The sequence below is a fragment of the Herbiconiux sp. VKM Ac-1786 genome (genome assembly GCF_015350805.1).
Lineage (GTDB): Bacteria > Actinomycetota > Actinomycetes > Actinomycetales > Microbacteriaceae > Herbiconiux.
This window is the reverse complement of the sequence record NZ_JADKSG010000001.1, coordinates 1,005,823-1,022,201: the sequence shown is the minus strand read 5'-3', so window position 1 is coordinate 1,022,201 and position 16,379 is coordinate 1,005,823. Positions and strand designations below refer to the sequence as shown.

The window sequence follows — 16,379 nt, the reverse complement described above, 5'->3', positions numbered from 1 at the left end:
GATGACGGTTGTGTCAGGTGTCGATGGTGAGGGTGCCGATGCGGCTGTCGGCGTCGATGACAAATCGGTACTCGAGGGTGACGGTGCCGCCCGGGAAGTCACCGTCGAGCCGGTTGGTGATGGTGACGACGGGACCGTGCCGCCGCGCTCTGAGCAACGAGGACGTGTAGGTGAATTCAGTGCTGGCGTGCTGCAGGAATTCGAGCAGCTGTTCCCGGCCGGTGTAGGACGTACTGCCGTCTGTGATCCGGGCGGTTTCCCCGAGGAGCTCAAGCGCCGTGGCCGGGTCGGTGCTCTGGGACCGGGTCAGGTATGACGCCACGGGTTCTGGCACTGCGATCGGGTCGAGTTCGACTTCGTTCGCGTGGTTATCCCACAGGTGCTCGAGAAATTCGAGGATGAGGCTGGCGGTTCCGTCGAGATCGCTTTCGAGGAGGAAGTGGCCACCATGTCGTAGGTGCAGGATGGCATTCGGCAAGTCGCGCAGAAAGGCCTGTGCGCCTGCCGGGAGGAAGATTTCGTCTTTCGCGCCCCAGACGACGAGCATGGGTGGTTGGTGTTCCCGGAAGTATTCGTGCACGGCCGGGTAGAGGGCGACGTTGGCGGGGTAGTCGCGATACAGCGCCAGATGGATCTCGGGTACTCCAGGTCGGTTCGCGGCTGTTGCGTCGTGCAGCCAGGTGTCGGGGCTGACCAGGGTGGGGTCGGTGACACCGTGGAGGTACTGCCACCGGATTGCGTCTTCGGTGAAGCTGGCTCGTAACGGCGGTTCGGTTTCCGCCGTGGGGTCTTGGGCGTAGGCCCATAGAGGTTCCCAGAAGGAGGCAGCGAATCCGTCGTCGTAGGCGTTTCCGTTCTGCGTGATGATGCCGGCGACTGCTTCGGGAGCGTTCATTGCCATGCGCCACCCGACTGGAGCTCCGTAGTCCTGCACGTAGAGGGCGTAGTCGGTGAAGCCGAGGGTCGAAGTGAGCCGCGTCATGGTGCGCGCAAGGCTGTGGAAGGTGTACTCGAACTGGTCGACTGGTGGAGCGTCGGAGAGACCGAATCCGAGATAGTCGGGAGCAATGACGTGGTATTTGGTGGCGAGCAGGGGGATGAGGTCACGGAACATGAACGAGCTGGCTGGCGCCCCGTGCAGCAGGAGCACATTGTGTGGGTTGCCGGCTCCGGCTTCGCGGTAGTAGATCGACTGTCCATCGATCTGGACGTAGCGATGATGAACGGTGACCATCAGAGACCTCAAGCTAGGTGTCGCGGGGTGGAGCTGGGCGGGGGTGGGCCTTGCTTTCGAAGGTCCTCCCCTGACTGTGTTTGGCGTCCTGAGGGCGCGTGCACGGTCTGGACGGGGCGGATTACAGGGAGATGAGGGGGGCGGCTGCGGCGAGTTCGTCGCGGGTCACCGGGTGGCCGTCGATGGCTTCGTAGGCGTTCTTGGACCGTTCGAGGTGGTCGACGATGGTGGCCGGGCCACGGAAGGGCAGGCCGCCCATGTGCCAGCCGTCGGTGTGGAGCTCTTCGAGCAGCACCCAGACGACTTCGCGGAAGGCTTCGGAGCCTTCGTACTTGAGCATCACGTCGGTCAGGTCGGCGGCCATGGCGTGCTTCTGCTGTTCGGTGAAAACGCCATCGACGAGTGTTACGCGGACGAGCGGCATGGGATTCTCCTTGGGTTGGATGCCGACGCTGGGCGGCCGGTGGCCTCAGTCTGCGCTTGCGGTTTGGAGAGCAGAACCGCTGTGCGTGCCAGCATTCCCACAGATCTTGCCGGGGGTTGAGCGGCTAGCTGGCTCGCTGAAATGCAGCATCGTGCCGGAGGGTTTCGAGGTACAGCGTGGGGCTTTTGCCGATGCGGGAGACGAAGACACGTCGGAGGGTTTCTGCGGTTCCGAACCCGCTGACAAGTGCCGCGTGGGCGACTGTTGCGCCTCCTTGCAGGAGGGCCTGGGCGGCTTCAATTCGGACGAGTTCCACGTAGCGTGCCGGGGTGGTGCCGACATCGTCGTGGAACAGCCGGGCGAGCTGTCGGACGCTGACGGATGAAATTACGGCCATTCGGGCGAGAGAGAAGTTCTCGGCCGGATCTGCGGCGATCGAGTCAAGGAGTGGGCGCAGTGGGTTGTTTATTGCCACCGCGGCTCGTGATGGTGCGGAGAATTGGGACTGCGAACCGGGGCGCTGCATGAAGACGACCATTTGTTTCGCGACGCTGCGAGCAACGTCTGGGCCATAGTCGTCTTCGACCAGAGATAGCGCCAGGTCGATCCCGGAGCTCACTCCGGCTGAGGTGATGATTCGGCCGTCTTTGACGAAGAGTGCGTCTGGCTCGACTGTGGTGTGCGGGAATGCCGCCGCAAACTCGTCGATGTGGAGCCAGTGCGTGGTGGCGCGGCGGTAGTCGAGGAGGCCGATTGTTGCCAGTAGGAATGCTCCTGTGCAGACGGAGGCTATTCGTTTCGCTGTGCCCGTGAGGGCGCGGACCGCCCCGATGAGGGGTGCAGGGAATGGGACGGCTGTTACGCCGTAGGCGCCGGGAATGATTACTGTGTCGAGGATGTGGCCGCTTGTTGCGGCGCCATCAGCCGGTAGGCGCAGTCCGTTCGATGCTCGCGCGTCCTTTCCGTCGGGAGACAACAGCATTGTTTTGTAGCGAGCTCCAAATGTGTTGGCGTGATGGAATACGTCAGCCGGTCCCGCGACGTCGATCATCGTCACGTTGTCGTAGATGAGAATCCCGACAAGTCGCCTTGCGATGCTCACGGGATTTGCTCTCGTTGCGGCATTACGGCCAGTCGAGTGGATGCCGCGACGTCGACGGCCAGTGAAGGCATGCTGCTGCCGGTCGGTGCCGGTGCGACTGCGGGGGTGTCAGTCGGGTGGTGTTCGGGGAACCGAAGCCTGATGGATTTGATGGCGATCGCGGCGACGAGTGCGGTGATGATGGCGGTGGAGACAATGACGGGCACTGGCCATCCCCACGGGTGCAGGCGCGCGAGCCAACCGATGCCGTCGGCAGCGACCGCAGCGAAGGGGAAGGTGAACGACCAGAATCCCAGCGAGAAGGGCAACCGTCGGTAGAACGGGATGAGGCTGAGTTGTACGAGCAACATCAGGATGGTCAGTCCCGCTAGGCCGACTGCGATCGGATCCGTTGCGCCAACGATGGAGTACCAGGCAGTGCCGGCGACGGCGGGTGGCGCAACGAAGATGGCGAGCGTCGGGACGAGGGGTGTGGGAAGGGGTGGCCGGAACATCAGTCGGGCGCCGATGAGTGCGAACATCACTGCCCAGAAGAATGCGCCGACCGCGAAGGCCCCGACCGCGACCGCGGGCAGGCCGACTTCCGCGGCTGTTATCGCAGCGATGAAGCCTCCTGCAACGGTGGGTAGGAAATATCCACCGTGTACGGCGTCGATCTCGAGCCCTCCGCGGAGCCAGGTGGACAGGAGCCAGGCTGCGAACGCGGCTGTGAGGCAGATGAACACCACGACGAGAATTCGTGCCGTATCGAGCCAGACCACTCGGAGGGCGGCAGCGAGCAGCATTCCGACGACGGGAACGAGTGCGGCGATTGGCCCTTGGATGGGGTCCCGGAGTTGGCTGCGGAGCGTGCTGGTGCTTCGACGGCCGCGGTCCAGATGCGCCACGATGAGCCAGACCCAGGCCGCTAGTGCGAGCAGCCAGGCGATGACGGCGAAGACGGGTGTGAGGTTCAGTGCAGCGGTGGCTGCAGTCCAGACGTTCGCGAGTCCGGCGAGGCCGAAGGCGATCGCGAGTGTGTTCAGGGGAAATCGTGTGGTGGTGCGTTTGAGTGTCATGCGTTCACGTCCAATGTGGGTGAGGCGATCGGCTTCTTGCGGAATCGGGTCATGATTCGGTCGCCTTGGCTGATCGCGGCAACTCCGACGATGACGATCGCCCCTCCGACGAGTTCGCTGGTGAGGGGGATCTCGCCGAGCCAGAGGAACGAGATGAGTACCGCGACGGCCGGCACCAGATACAGCAGAGAGGTCGACGCGACGACGGGCATCCGGGCAATCGCGTATCCCCAGAGCACGAAGCCCAGGGCTGAGGGCAGGAGTCCCAGATATGCAGCGCCGAGCCATGCGGCGCCGCTGGCCGACACGAGCTGAGGCCAGTCGATGGGAACAAGCGGCAACGTCATGATGGTGCCGGCGATCATCGCGTAGGTTGCAACTTCCATAGCGGTGTAGCGACGAAGCAGCATCCGCGAGAGCGGGTGGTACACGCCCTGCACGATCATCGCGGCGACGATGATCCAGACAGCTGCGGTGAGGCTAAGTCCTGCTCGGGCCAAACACACCACGCACACCCCGGCGATGGCGACGCCGCTGCCGATGATGCGGACCACCGAAAGCTTTTCCTTGAAGGCGATGGCAGCGATCCCGACTGACACAAGCGGGGCGGTGGCGACGATGATGCTTGCGGTACCGGCGGGCACGTATAACTCCCCCGTGTTCAGGAGTAGTTGGTATGCCGTCATCCCGAAGAACGCGGCGATGACAATCGACAACAGGTCTTTGCGTGCGGGCAGCCGCACCTTCATGAACAGCGCCAGGACTACCAGCGCAACCGCGGCGACCACCAATCGAATGAGCGACAGTCCAACAGGGCCGAGCTCGGGCGCGGAGACGCGAATGGCGGGGAACGCACTGGCCCACAGGACGACAACGGCGAGGCCGGCGAGGAGTGCTTTCTTGGAGGTCATAGCCGAAGCATGACTGCGCCCGAAGTTCACGTCTATTTACTTTTTATTCGCTGTGGCTAAAATATTTGTTTGCCTTTTTGCTGGCGGCGAATCAATTTTGTTGTGGTGACAGCGAACAAAAAGTGAATAGAGGTCTCGCGGCGCTCGGCGCAGACTTCAGCCACCATCGCTTCGGCGGAAACCTGCTCGACTATCGATTGGAATGCTTGTGTCTAAAACCTGGCTCATCACAGGAAGCTCGAGAGGGTTCGGACAAGAATTGTCCCGAGCCGTTCTCGAAAGCGGCGATCGACTCGTCGCTACGGCTCGCCGCCCCGACCAGCTCGCCGCGCTCCAGGATCAATACGGCGAAGCGATCCGCACCTTTGCCCTCGATGTCACCAACGCCGACGCCGCCCGTGACGCGGTTGCATTTGCCGTCACGGAATTCGGATCCTTGGACGTAGTCGTGAACAACGCCGGCTACGCCAATAGCGCTCCCATCGAAGAAACCTCCGATGCGGATTTTCGTGCTCAGATCGAAGCGAACCTGTTCGGCACGGTCAACGTCACGAAAGCCGCTTTACCGATCATGCGAGTGCAACGATCTGGCACCATCATCCAGTTCTCGTCAGTCGGCGGCCGCGTCGGCGGCACCCCCGGCATGGGCGCCTACCAAACTGCGAAATTCGCCGTCGAAGGCTTCTCCGAGGTTCTCGCGAACGAAGTGAGACCGTTTGGAATCCAGGTGATGATCGTCGAGCCCGGCGCTTTCCGAACCGACTGGCAAGGGTCCTCCATGGTCCTTCACCCCGTTGGTGCGGATTACGAAGAGACAGTGGGCTCCCTCAACGCCTATCGCGCCGCAAATGCCGACAACCAGCCCGGCGACCCCGCGCGAGCGGCGTCCGCGATCGTCACGACAGTCAACGGCGGCGACTTGCCTATGCGCCTCGTCCTTGGCGCCGGCGCTGTGAAGATGATCCAGGATGCGGCTGAGGTTCGGGCCGCAGAGACGCAGAAGTGGGCTCATGTCAGCGCCTCCGCAGACTACCCGCTGAGCGCATAACCTCCCCATTCAGCTCCAGCTAAAGGAAATGAGATTGCTATGAACACCACACCCACCTGGGTCATCACCGGGGCCTCCAGCGGCCTCGGATACGACCTGGCCGAATACGTACTCTCCCAGGGCGACGATGTCGTACTGGCTGCTCGATCTGGCGAAGCCATGAACCGATTGGCTTCTCTTTATCCCGAATCGAGCCTCGTAGTCGTGACCGACGTCGCCGACGCAGACCAGCGATCGAATCTGATAGGTGAGGCAGAACTTCATTTCGGCAAGATCGATTTCCTCGTCAACAACGCGGGAATCGACTATCTCGGCGCGATCGAAGAACAGCACGAAGCCGACTACCGGAAAGTATTCGAGGTGAACTTCTTCGCCGCCGTTGCTTTGATCCGGCTTGCTTTACCGGGCATGCGCGCTCGTCGAGCCGGCATGATCGTCAATATGTCGTCGATGGATGGCCTAGCTAGCCTTCCCGGCAACGCCTTCTACTCGGCAAGCAAATTCGCGCTCGAAGGTCTGACCGAATCGCTCTGGGAAGAGATCGAGCCCGCGGGCCTGCGCGCAGTAATCATCGAGCCAGGATCGTTCCTCACCGGCATCGATGGCCGCACGCACTTCTCCGGCGACCTAATGCCGGACTATGACGCGTCCTCGGGCAACTTCTTCCGCGCCATGGCGAACGTCGAGGAACTCAGCGACGTGATGTTCCCGGGTGACCCGAAGCTCGCAGCACGCGTCATTTACGAACAGCTGACCGCCGGCCCGACGTTTCACCGTCTCATTCTGGGCTCCGACGCCATGGTTCGGATCGGGGCGAAACTCGATGACCTTCGAGCCGACTTCGCAACATGCCGCCTGATCGCCCCGACGACGGATTTCGTCCGAGTGTGACCCCTGCCATCTCAATTTGAGGTCAGGCCGGTCCTGCACCAAAGGGATCGGCCTGTTCGTCGAGTTCTGCACACTCGTGCGAGACGGCAGCTGCCACTCAGGAAATAATTAAGGCCTACTTACTTTAAGCCAAGCTGAGAGCAACAATGGCTTTGTGTTAGACGTGCGGAAACTCAATATGCTGGCCGAGCTCGATCGACTGGGCACGATCGCCGCTGTGGCGAAATCACTGAACCTCACGGCACCCGGCATATCGATGCAATTAGCCACACTGGAACGTGAAATCGGGGTCCCCCTCACGGAAAAGCAAGGACGCCGCATCGTTGTCACCCCAGCTGGCCAACTCCTAGCCCGTCACGGAAGCAGCATCGTAGACATGCTGACCGTTGCCGAAATGGAGGTCGCTTCGATAAGAGACGGCGTAGCAGGAACCTATCGAGTAGGTGCGTTCCCGACCGCCGCTCGGGCAATCGTCCCTCGCGCCTGGAGCGGCCTCGCTTCTGCATTCGGGCAAGGGCTGCACATGCGTCTCATCGAATTGGAGCCCAGCGACTCCATCCCGGCGCTAACCGCTGGCGACATCGAGCTCGCGCTGGCACACAACTACTCAAATACACCACCGATCTCCGGACCGGGATTGGTGGTTTCTCCGGTTGCAACGGAGACCGTCCAGTTGGCCGTCAACGTCGATGATTGGACTGAAACAGGAAACGGCACCGCCAATCTCGAGGACTTCGCGGCCCACGACTGGATCGTTCCTAGTCAAGAGTGGACCTGTTACGACATGGTCCACAGAGCCACCGATCTCGCCGGTTTCGCCCCACGCGCCGTAGCGGAGGCTACCGACTTCAGTGTGCAACTTGCCCTCGTGTCGGCGGGCGTTGGCGTTGCCCTTATCCCACAACTGGGAGCCGTCGACGTTCCCGAGAACGTCCTCTTGCTGGAACTGCAGTTGCCGATCTACCGCAGTATTGTTCTCGTCTCGCGACGAGCTTCGGCTGGTGACGCTGGGCTCTTACAAATCTGTTCAGCTATCCGGAACGCTGCGATAGAGCAGCTGCCAGCGGGGAGCATCTCTTGACGGCCCGCGGGCAATTCAGCCCAGTTGAGCTCGAGCGCTCCGCGCTCCTTTTATTGACATGACGAGCTCTTAGCCGTCGTCAGGCCGAGAGGTCAGGTGCGGTGTTCGACCACACACCAGATTCGCGATGTTCTAAGTGTGGCGCCGAAATCTCAGGACGTGGGAGTGGCGAGTTTTACTGGCGCTGTCTCGCTAACCTTTAGCTTTTCGAGACGCGGCCCGTGTTGCAGATATGGAACCTTTGCGGGCAATTAAGTCGGGCGGGGTAAACGGGCATCAGACCGATGGCGGGCAGGCGGCACATCCGGGGCGTGAGGGCCGGCGCGATCGCCGGCGCGAGCGACCCGATGAGGCCGCCGAGAACGATCGCAGTGAAGTAGAGGGAAACCTGGTGCCGATCCCACCATCCCACGACCGTATTCATGCACCCCAGCCTAGGGAAGAGATGGAGTCTTCAGCCGGTGGGCCGGGATGGCTGTTCTAGGGCTGCCTCCCAGGCGGAAGCCCAGAGGACCTCATCCTGGACTGCATCGGTTCCAGGTTCTCTCGCTTTGCTGAGATCACGAGCCAGCACCTGCAGTCCCCTACCGGCTGGGTCGAAAGTCAGGAATCGCACGAGCTTGCTGGACGGCAGGCCGCATCTCAGGACGAGTGCTACTCCCATGAATGCGGCGGTGTCGATCGCGACCCCGATGGCGATGGTGAGGATCGGGGCGATGGTGAGCGAGGTGTGGATGGTCACGAGTAGCAGCGGGAGGGCGATCGCGAAGGCTCTGATGCCGATGAAGTCGATCCACCAGTAATAGTTGATGAGTCTCGCGGCCTCTCGGCTGCTGGTTCCTGGCGGGAACACTGCGATGCCTCCACGCCTTAGAGCGGTGCGCTGGATGCTGTGGTCGCGGTACTCGAGCCCCCAGACTGCGTTCGTCGTGCAGAGAGGGGCGGGCAGGCCGGGAATCGTCCGGGCGAAGTCAGGGTGCGGCATCGGCGGGCGGGTCGGGTTCGAAGCGGTAGCCCATCCCGGTCTCGGTGAGGATGTGCTTCGGTCGTGAGGGGTCGGGTTCGAGCTTCTTACGGAGCTGGCCGATGTACAGCCGCAGGTAACCGGTCTCGTGCACGTTGGGGGTGCCCCAGATCTCGGTGAAGAGGTCGGCGTGGGTGAGGAGGCGGTGGGGGTTGCGCACGAGCAGCTCGAGGATCTTCCACTCCGTCGGGGTCAGCTTGATGGCGCCTCGCTGGCCCTCACGGGTGATCACGTGGGCCACCAGGTCGATCGTCACTCCACTGAGCGTGACGACGGGTCGGTTGAGGGTTGTCGGCGTGCGGCGTGTGAGGGCCCGCACGCGGGCGAGCAGCTCATCGATCGCGAAGGGTTTGGTCACGTAGTCGTCTGCGCCCGCGTCGAGGGCGTCGACCTTGTCGGCGGCATCCGTGCGCCCCGACACCACGAGGATCGGCAGCGACGACCAGGCTCGTACGGTGCGGATGACGTCCATCCCGTCGAGGTGGGGCATCCCCAGGTCGAGGATGAGTAGGTCGGGCGGTGTTCGCGCCGCCGCTGCGATTGTCTCCTTGCCATCGGCGGCGGTGAGGATCTCGTGCCCCTGTGAACCGAGCGTCACGCGCAGCGCTCGGAGGATCTGCGGGTCGTCGTCGGCGATCAGGATCCTCATGCGGCCACCGCGGCGAGGGTGATGACCATCGTGGAGCCACCACCGGGTGTCTCCTCGAACTCGAGGGTGCCGTTCATGCCCTCGACGAATCCTTTCGAGAGCGCGAGGCCCAGCCCGAGGCCGGTGGTGTTGTCGGTGTCGCCGAGGCGCTGGAATGGCACGAAGATGTCTTCTCTCCGGTCGTTCGGCACTCCGGGCCCCCGGTCGATGACCCTGATCTGCACCGTGTCGTGGAAGGCGGATGCGGCGATCACGACCTTCTGATCGATGGGGGAGTACTTCAGCGCGTTCGAGAGCAGGTTGACCAGCACACGTTCCAGCAGCACCGGGTCGGCCTCCAGTTGGGGCAGCTCGGCGGGGATCTCGAGATCGACCGCCTCCGGCCCGACGCCGAGCTCCTCCAGTGCCGTGGGCACGAGGTCGGCGAGATCGATGGCCTCGAGCGTGACGGCGAGCACTCCGGCCTGCACGCGGCTGACGTCGAGGAGGTTGGTGAGCAGATCGGTGAGCTGCTTCAGGGAGGTCTCGGCGGTGTCGAGGAGCTCGTCGCGATCGGTGTCGGACAGCTGCGAACCGGAGGCGCGCAGTCCGGTGACGGCGGCGGTGGCTCCGGCCAGAGGGCGGCGGAGGTCGTGCCCGACGGCGGCGAGCAGGGCGCTGCGCACCTTGTCGGCCGCGGCGAGCGGTGCCATCTCGCGGGCGGTCTCCTCCAGGTCGGCGTGCTCGATCGCCGCCGCGAGCTGCAGCACGATCACGCCGAGCAGACGACGGTCGGATCCCTGCAGGGCGGCCCCGTGCAGTTCGAGCACGGACTCGTCGTTGATGGGCACACGGTCGACGGCATCGTCGCCCGCGGGCTCCCCGTCGGTGGCGAGCACGCGGTCGCCGATGAGGATGCGCACACCGGTCAGACCGAATGCCTCCCTGGTGCGGGTCACGAAGGCCTGGAACGCGTCCTGCCCGCGCAGCACCTCGCCGGCGACACCGGCGATCAGCTCCGACTCGGCGGCCGAGCGGCGGGCCACGCGGCTGCGACGGGCGGCCTGGTCGACCACGATCGACACCAGCACGGCGATCACCACGTAGAGCAGGAGGGCGAGGAGGTGCAGGGGTTCGTCGACGGTGACCGTGTACAGCGGATCGACGAAGAAGAAGTCGAGGGTGATCCCGCTCAGCACCGCGGCGAACAGGGCCGGCCAGATTCCACCGACGAGAGCAACGACCACGACGAGGAGCTGATAGCTCAGCACGTCGGAGGTGATGGAGTCCTCGTTGCGGAACGACGACAGCAACCAGGTGAGCAGCGGCCCGCAGACGAGAGCGAGCACGAATCCGTATACGCGCCGCCGGGTGGTGAGTGAGCCCTGGGGGTGGGGCAGCGAGAGCCGGGATCCGCCGGCCGCCGCGTGGTTGACGATGTGCACGTCGATGTCGCCGGACTCCCGGATCACGGTGGCGCCGATCCCGGGGCCGGTGAGAGCGGCGAGGCGGCTCCGGCGGCTCACACCGATGACCAGCTGGGTGGCGTTCGACGCCTTCGCGAACTGCACCAGTGCCTGGGGGATGTCGCTGCCCACGACCTGGTGGAAGCTCCCGCCGAGGCTCTCCACGAGAGATCGCTGAGCGGCGAGAGCGCCCGGGTCGGGCTGCCGCAGTCCGTCCTGACTGGTGACGTGCACCGCCAGCAGCTGGCCACCTGCCGAACGTGCGGCGATGCGCGAGCCGCGGCGCAGCAGCGTCTCGCCCTCCGGCCCGCCGGTGAGCGCGACGACCACGCGTTCGCGGGCCTCCCACTTCTGGCCGATGCCGTGCTCGGTGCGGTACTTCTGCAGCGAGGAGTCGACCTCGTCGGCGAGCCAGAGCAGCGCGAGTTCGCGCAGCGCGGTGAGGTTGCCGAGGCGGAAGTAGTTCGACAGCGCGGCGTCGATGCGGGCCTCGGGGTAGACCACGCCTTCCGAGAGGCGGTCGCGGAGGGCCTGCGGGGCGAGGTCGACGACCTCGATCTGATCGGCCTCCCGCAGCACGGCGTCGGGGATGGTCTCGCGCTGGGGCACACCCGTGATCTGCTGCACGACGTCGTTGAGCGACTCGATGTGTTGGATGTTCACGGTCGAGATCACGTCGATCCCGGCGTCCAGCAGCGTCTCGACGTCGCGCCAGCGCTTCTCGTGGGCGAGGCCGGGCGCATTGGTGTGGGCGAGCTCGTCGACGAGAGCCACCTGGGGCGCGCGGGCGAGCACGGCGTCGAGGTCCATCTCCTCGAGTTCGACGCCGCGGTGCGAGACGCGCGTGCGCGGCACGATCTCGAAGCCGAGCGTCATCGCCCTGGTGGCGGCGCGGCCGTGGGTCTCCACGACCGCGACCACCACGTCTTTCCCTTGAGAGCGGAGCCGTCGACCCTCTTCGAGCATGGCGTACGTCTTGCCCACGCCGGGGGCGGCCCCGAGCAGCACCCGGAGCCGCCCCTGCTTCATCGTCCCTCCGCGGTGAATGGACTCATGCTCAGCTGCCGAGCTGCGCGAGGGCCACGTTGAGCTGCAGCACGTTGACTGTCGGCTCGCCGAGGTAGCCGAGGTCGCGGCCCTGCACGAACGCGTCGACCAGGCCGGTCACCTCCGCCACGTCGACACCGCGCTCGTCCGCGATGCGGGCGACCTGCTCGTAGGCGTACTCCGGGCTGATGTGCGGGTCGAGACCCGAGCCGGACGTGGTGAGCGCATCCACCGGGATGTCACCGACCGCCACGCCGTCGCTCTCGGCGATCGCGGCCTGACGGGCCTCGATCTCGGCGATGAAGTCGGCGTTCTCGGGCCCGTAGTTCGACCCGACGGAGGCTCCGCCGTCGTAGCCGGCCGCGGAGGGCCGCGACTGGAACCACTCGGGGAGAGCGTTCCCGTCCTCGTCGGTGAACGACTGGCCGATGAGCGACGAACCGACCGTCTCACCGTCGACCGTGACCACGCTGCCGTTGGCCTGGGCCGGCAGCGCGAGCTGCCCGATGCCGAGGATGGCGACGGGGTAGGCGATGCCGAGCACGACCGTGGCGACGATCATGTACCGGATCGCGACCCAGTAGGGGCGGGCGAACCCGCGATTGGTAGCCATTTCTCTGTCCTGTTCTTTCTAGAAGCCGGGGATGAGGCTGACGACGAGGTCGATGATCTTGATCCCGATGAAGGGAGCGATCACCCCGCCCAGTCCGTAGATGAGGATGTTGCGGTTGAGGATGCGCGACGCCGACATCGGCCGGTACTTCACACCCCTGAGCGCCAGCGGGATGAGCACGACGATCACGAGGGCGTTGAAGATCACCGCGGAGAGGATCGCCGACGAGGGGGAGTGCAGGCCCATGATGTTGAGCAGCCCGAGCCCCGGGAACACGGCCGCGAACATCGCGGGGATGATGGCGAAGTACTTCGCCACGTCGTTCGCGATGGAGAAGGTCGTGAGGGCTCCGCGGGTGATCAGCAGCTGCTTGCCGATCGCCACGATGTCGATGAGCTTCGTGGGGTCGGAGTCGAGGTCGACCATGTTGCCGGCCTCTTTGGCCGCACTCGTACCCGTGTTCATCGCCACGCCGACATCCGCCTGCGCGAGGGCAGGGGCGTCGTTGGTGCCGTCACCGGTCATGGCGACGAGGCGGCCGCCCTCCTGCTCCTTCTTGATCAGCGCGAGCTTGTCCTCCGGGGTCGCCTCCGCGAGGTAGTCGTCCACGCCCGCCTCGTCGGCGATCGCCTTGGCGGTGAGCGGGTTGTCACCCGTGATCATGACCGTGCGGATGCCCATCGAGCGCAGTTCGGCGAAGCGGCTCGCCATGCCCTCCTTCACGATGTCCTTCAGGTAGACCACGCCGAGGAGCTCGGCCGGCCGGCCGGGTTCGCGCACGGCGACGACGAGCGGGGTGCCGCCGAGACCGGCGATCGCGTCCGTCTGCTCCTGCAGCTCATCGAAGAGCGAGCTGCCCGCCGTACCGGTCTCGCGGGCCCAGGCGGTGACGGCGGAACCGGCGCCCTTGCGGATCTGGCGGCCGTCGGCGAAGTCGATGCCGCTCATCCGGGTCTGGGCGGTGAACGGCACGATCTCGCCGTCGACCGATGACGGGCGCCGGAAACCCTGGCCCTCGGCCAGGTCGACGATCGACTTGCCCTCGGGGGTGGGGTCGGAGAGCGACGAGAGCGCCGCCGCATCGCGGAGAGCGATGCTGTCGACTCCCGTCAGGGTGCGGAACTCAGAGGCACGGCGGTTGCCGTAGGTGATCGTTCCGGTCTTGTCCATCAGCAGGGTCGTCACGTCGCCGGCGGCCTCGACCGCGCGGCCCGACATCGCGAGCACGTTGCGCTGCACCAGTCGGTCCATGCCGGCGATGCCGATCGCTGAGAGCAGCGCCCCGATGGTGGTGGGGATGAGGCAGACCAGGAGCGCGACCATCACCGCGATGGAGGGGGCCGCATCCGAGTACCCGGCGATGGGGCCGAGCGTGAGCACCACGATCAGGAAGATGATCGAGAGGCTCGCGAGCAGGATGTTGAGGGCGATCTCGTTGGGCGTCTTCTGCCGCGAGGCGCCCTCGACGAGCCGGATCATCCGGTCGACGAAGGTCTCGCCGGGCTTCGACGTGATCTTCACCACGACACGATCCGAGAGCACCCGGGTGCCGCCCGTGACCGCGCTCCGGTCTCCACCGGATTCCCGCACCACCGGAGCGGATTCGCCCGTGATGGCCGACTCGTCGATCGAGGCGATCCCGTCGATGATGTCGCCGTCGCCGGGCACGAGCTCCCCGGCCACGACCACCACGACATCGCCGAGCTTCAGGTCGGCGGATGCCACCTGGGCCGTGGAGGCCTGCAGAGCCGCCGGGTCCTTCGCAGCGTCGTAGTTCTCGACCCGGGCGGCCATGGTGCTCGTGCGGGTGGCGCGGAGCGTGGCGGCCTGCGCCTTGCCGCGGCCCTCGGCCACCGACTCGGCGAGATTCGCGAACAGCACGGTGAGCCAGAGCCAGACCGCGATCGCCCAGGTGAAGGCCAGCGAGGTGGCCTGCGGTCCGGTCTCGGCGGGCAGGAAGGGCTGGGCGATCGCGATCACGGTGGTGAGCGCAGCGCCCACCTCCACGAGGAACATGACGGGGTTGTGCCACATCTCGCGCGGATCGAGCTTGCGCACGGCCCCTGGCAGGCCCTTCGCCAATTGGGCGAGGCTGAAGGTGCGCGCGCCTGGCGTGTGTTCCGCGGCGGCGGGTCGGGTTGACGGCTCGGGTGAGCTGGTCGGGGTGAGCGTGGACATTACTGAAGCCCTTCGGCGAGCGGTCCGAGTGCGAGCACGGGGAAGTAGGTGAGAGCGACGACGATGAGCACGACGCCGACGAGGAGGCCCACGAACTGCGGGCGGTGGGTGGGCAGGGTGCCGGCAGTGACGGGCACCTTGTTCTGCGCGGCCAGCGATCCGGCCAGAGCGAGCACGAACACGATCGGGATGAACCGGCCGAGCAGCATCGCCACGCCGAGCGCGGTGTTGAACCACGGGGTGTTGGCGGTGATGCCGGCGAACGCCGAGCCGTTGTTGTTGCCGGCCGAGGTGAACGCGTAGAGCACCTCGGTGAAGCCGTGCAGGCCCGGGTTCCAGATCGACGTGCCCTCGACATCCTCACGGATGACCGGGATCGCGAAGCTGAGCGCGGTGCCGACGAGCACGATCGTGGGCGTGGTGAGGATGTAGAGGCTCGCCAGCTTGATCTCGCGCGGGCCGAGCTTCTTGCCCAGGTACTCCGGGGTGCGGCCGACCAGGAGGCCCGCGATGAACACGGTGATGATCGCGATGATCAACATGCCGTAGAGTCCCGATCCGACACCGCCGGGGGCGATCTCGCCGAGCATCATGTTGAACAGCGTCATCATGCCGCCGAGCGACGTGAAGCTGTCGTGCATCGAGTTGACCGCGCCGGTGGAGGTGATCGTGGAGGTCGTCGCGAAGAGCGTCGAGGCGGCGATGCCGAACCTCTGCTCCTTGCCCTCCATCGCGCCGCCGGCCAGCTGGGGACCGGTGCCCGATCCGATGATCTCGAACGTGGTCAGCGCGGCGAGCGACACGATGAAGAGCGTGGCCATCGCGGCGAGGATCGCGAAGCCCTGGCGGGTGTCGCCGACCATCTTGCCGAAGGTGCGGGGGAGTGAGAACGGGATGGCGAGCATCAGCACGATCTCGAACAGGTTCGTCCAGGGCGTCGGGTTCTCGAACGGATGCGCCGAGTTCACGTTGAAGAAACCGCCACCGTTCGTGCCGAGCAGTTTGATGGCCTCCTGAGAGGCCACGGGTCCGCCGGGAACGGTCGCGGTGCCACCCGTGAGAGTGCTGACCTCGGTGAACCCGTTGAAGTTCTGGATCACGCCTCCCGCGATCAGCACGATGCTCGAGATCACCGCGAGCGGAAGCAGGATGCGTAACGTGGCGCGGGTCAGGTCGACCCAGAAGTTGCCCAGCGTGCCCGTGCTCCGGCGCGAGAAACCGCGGATGAGCGCGACGGCCACGGCGATGCCGACACCGGCCGAGACGAAGTTCTGCACGGCCAGGCCGGCGATCTGCACGGTGTAGCCCATGGTCACTTCAGGCGAGTACGACTGCCAGTTCGTGTTGGTCACGAACGAGACCGCGGTGTTGAACGACAGTCCCTCGGGAACGGCAGGCAGGCCCAGCGAGTAGGGCAGCACCGCCTGCAGCCGCTGCAGGGCGTAGACGAACAGCACGCCGATGAGCGAGAAGGCGAGCACACCGCGGAGGTACGCGCCCCAGCTCTGCTCTCCGGCGGAATCGACGCCGACGACACGATAGAGGCCGCGTTCGACCTTCAGGTCTCTCGCGGAGGTGAAGGTCCACGCCATGTAGTCGCCGAGGGGACGGTGGATCACCGCGAGGATGATCGCAAGGGTCGCGAACTGCGCGACCAGAAGCCAAGCCTCCATG

At 65.2% G+C, this 16,379-nt stretch carries 14 protein-coding genes; 3 read left to right on the top strand and 11 right to left on the bottom strand.

Annotation, left to right across the window (positions count from 1 at the left end; genetic code table 11):
- Positions 1–13 precede the first annotated feature (13 nt).
- From ITJ64_RS05130 to ITJ64_RS05110, 5 genes are all read right to left on the bottom strand, one after another.
- Positions 14–1,234 carry an alpha/beta fold hydrolase gene (locus tag ITJ64_RS05130; RefSeq protein WP_194679657.1) on the bottom strand — a complete coding sequence of 407 codons (1,221 nt, stop codon included), beginning with the start codon at positions 1,232–1,234 and terminating at the stop codon, positions 14–16.
- 121 nt (positions 1,235–1,355) lie between these two features.
- Positions 1,356–1,658 (bottom strand): tautomerase family protein, encoded by a 303-nt coding sequence (locus ITJ64_RS05125; RefSeq protein WP_194679656.1) that lies wholly within the window; start codon positions 1,656–1,658, stop codon positions 1,356–1,358.
- A 124-nt stretch (positions 1,659–1,782) separates the two neighbouring features.
- The gene (locus ITJ64_RS19270) at positions 1,783–2,760 is read right to left on the bottom strand and encodes a GlxA family transcriptional regulator (RefSeq protein ID WP_370545045.1); all 978 of its coding nucleotides are present in this window, start codon (positions 2,758–2,760) and stop codon (positions 1,783–1,785) included.
- Positions 2,757–3,818: a hypothetical protein gene (locus tag ITJ64_RS05115; protein WP_194679655.1), complete on the bottom strand. Its 1,062-nt coding sequence runs from the start codon at positions 3,816–3,818 to the stop codon at positions 2,757–2,759. The genes ITJ64_RS19270 and ITJ64_RS05115 overlap by 4 nt, the downstream gene beginning before the upstream one ends.
- Positions 3,815–4,729, bottom strand: coding sequence for a DMT family transporter (locus tag ITJ64_RS05110; RefSeq protein WP_194679654.1), 915 nt, complete (start codon positions 4,727–4,729; stop codon positions 3,815–3,817). Before ITJ64_RS05110 ends, ITJ64_RS05115 begins: the two co-directional genes overlap by 4 nt.
- A gap of 202 nt (positions 4,730–4,931) precedes the next feature.
- Between ITJ64_RS05110 and ITJ64_RS05105 the strand changes: the two genes are divergently transcribed.
- From ITJ64_RS05105 to ITJ64_RS05095, 3 genes are all read left to right on the top strand, one after another.
- Positions 4,932–5,777 carry an oxidoreductase gene (locus ITJ64_RS05105; protein WP_228507683.1) on the top strand — a complete coding sequence of 282 codons (846 nt, stop codon included), beginning with the start codon at positions 4,932–4,934 and terminating at the stop codon, positions 5,775–5,777.
- A gap of 39 nt (positions 5,778–5,816) precedes the next feature.
- The gene (locus ITJ64_RS05100; protein WP_194679652.1) at positions 5,817–6,668 is read left to right on the top strand and encodes an SDR family NAD(P)-dependent oxidoreductase; all 852 of its coding nucleotides are present in this window, start codon (positions 5,817–5,819) and stop codon (positions 6,666–6,668) included.
- 154 nt (positions 6,669–6,822) lie between these two features.
- Entirely contained in the window at positions 6,823–7,749 is a 927-nt protein-coding gene (locus ITJ64_RS05095; protein WP_194679651.1) for a LysR family transcriptional regulator, read from the top strand.
- Between the two features lie 454 nt (positions 7,750–8,203).
- Here ITJ64_RS05095 and ITJ64_RS05090 read toward each other — a convergent pair whose 3' ends face one another.
- Genes ITJ64_RS05090 through kdpA form a run of 6 tightly spaced genes read right to left on the bottom strand, consistent with a single transcriptional unit; the run spans position 8,204 to position 16,378 of the window.
- The gene (locus ITJ64_RS05090) at positions 8,204–8,734 is read right to left on the bottom strand and encodes a hypothetical protein (RefSeq protein WP_194679650.1); all 531 of its coding nucleotides are present in this window, start codon (positions 8,732–8,734) and stop codon (positions 8,204–8,206) included.
- The gene (locus ITJ64_RS05085) at positions 8,721–9,422 is read right to left on the bottom strand and encodes a response regulator (RefSeq protein ID WP_194679649.1); all 702 of its coding nucleotides are present in this window, start codon (positions 9,420–9,422) and stop codon (positions 8,721–8,723) included. The genes ITJ64_RS05090 and ITJ64_RS05085 overlap by 14 nt, the downstream gene beginning before the upstream one ends.
- Positions 9,419–11,896, bottom strand: a complete 2,478-nt coding sequence (locus tag ITJ64_RS05080; RefSeq protein WP_194679648.1) for a DUF4118 domain-containing protein — start codon at positions 11,894–11,896, stop codon at positions 9,419–9,421. Before ITJ64_RS05080 ends, ITJ64_RS05085 begins: the two co-directional genes overlap by 4 nt.
- A gap of 28 nt (positions 11,897–11,924) precedes the next feature.
- On the bottom strand, positions 11,925–12,527 hold the full coding sequence (gene kdpC / locus ITJ64_RS05075) for a potassium-transporting ATPase subunit KdpC (RefSeq protein ID WP_194679647.1): 603 nt from the start codon (positions 12,525–12,527) through the stop codon (positions 11,925–11,927).
- Between the two features lie 18 nt (positions 12,528–12,545).
- Positions 12,546–14,705 (bottom strand): potassium-transporting ATPase subunit KdpB, encoded by a 2,160-nt coding sequence (kdpB, locus tag ITJ64_RS05070; RefSeq protein WP_194679646.1) that lies wholly within the window; start codon positions 14,703–14,705, stop codon positions 12,546–12,548.
- Positions 14,705–16,378 (bottom strand): potassium-transporting ATPase subunit KdpA, encoded by a 1,674-nt coding sequence (kdpA, locus tag ITJ64_RS05065; RefSeq protein ID WP_194679645.1) that lies wholly within the window; start codon positions 16,376–16,378, stop codon positions 14,705–14,707. Before kdpA ends, kdpB begins: the two co-directional genes overlap by 1 nt.
- Between the last annotated feature and the right edge of the window lies 1 nt (position 16,379).

What these genes read in the sequence shown, in the direction of transcription:
- ITJ64_RS05130 (WP_194679657.1), bottom strand. Translation starts at nt 1,234, where the DNA reads ATGGTCACCGTTCATCATCGCTACGTCCAGATCGATGGACAGTCGATC.
- ITJ64_RS05125 (WP_194679656.1), bottom strand. Translation starts at nt 1,658, where the DNA reads ATGCCGCTCGTCCGCGTAACACTCGTCGATGGCGTTTTCACCGAACAG.
- ITJ64_RS05115 (WP_194679655.1), bottom strand. Translation starts at nt 3,818, where the DNA reads ATGACACTCAAACGCACCACCACACGATTTCCCCTGAACACACTCGCG.
- ITJ64_RS05110 (WP_194679654.1), bottom strand. Translation starts at nt 4,729, where the DNA reads ATGACCTCCAAGAAAGCACTCCTCGCCGGCCTCGCCGTTGTCGTCCTG.
- ITJ64_RS05105 (WP_228507683.1), top strand. Translation starts at nt 4,932, where the DNA reads ATGCTTGTGTCTAAAACCTGGCTCATCACAGGAAGCTCGAGAGGGTTC.
- ITJ64_RS05100 (WP_194679652.1), top strand. Translation starts at nt 5,817, where the DNA reads ATGAACACCACACCCACCTGGGTCATCACCGGGGCCTCCAGCGGCCTC.
- ITJ64_RS05090 (WP_194679650.1), bottom strand. Translation starts at nt 8,734, where the DNA reads ATGCCGCACCCTGACTTCGCCCGGACGATTCCCGGCCTGCCCGCCCCT.
- ITJ64_RS05085 (WP_194679649.1), bottom strand. Translation starts at nt 9,422, where the DNA reads ATGAGGATCCTGATCGCCGACGACGACCCGCAGATCCTCCGAGCGCTG.
- ITJ64_RS05080 (WP_194679648.1), bottom strand. Translation starts at nt 11,896, where the DNA reads ATGAAGCAGGGGCGGCTCCGGGTGCTGCTCGGGGCCGCCCCCGGCGTG.
- kdpC (WP_194679647.1), bottom strand. Translation starts at nt 12,527, where the DNA reads ATGGCTACCAATCGCGGGTTCGCCCGCCCCTACTGGGTCGCGATCCGG.
- kdpB (WP_194679646.1), bottom strand. Translation starts at nt 14,705, where the DNA reads ATGTCCACGCTCACCCCGACCAGCTCACCCGAGCCGTCAACCCGACCC.
- kdpA (WP_194679645.1), bottom strand. Translation starts at nt 16,378, where the DNA reads ATGGAGGCTTGGCTTCTGGTCGCGCAGTTCGCGACCCTTGCGATCATC.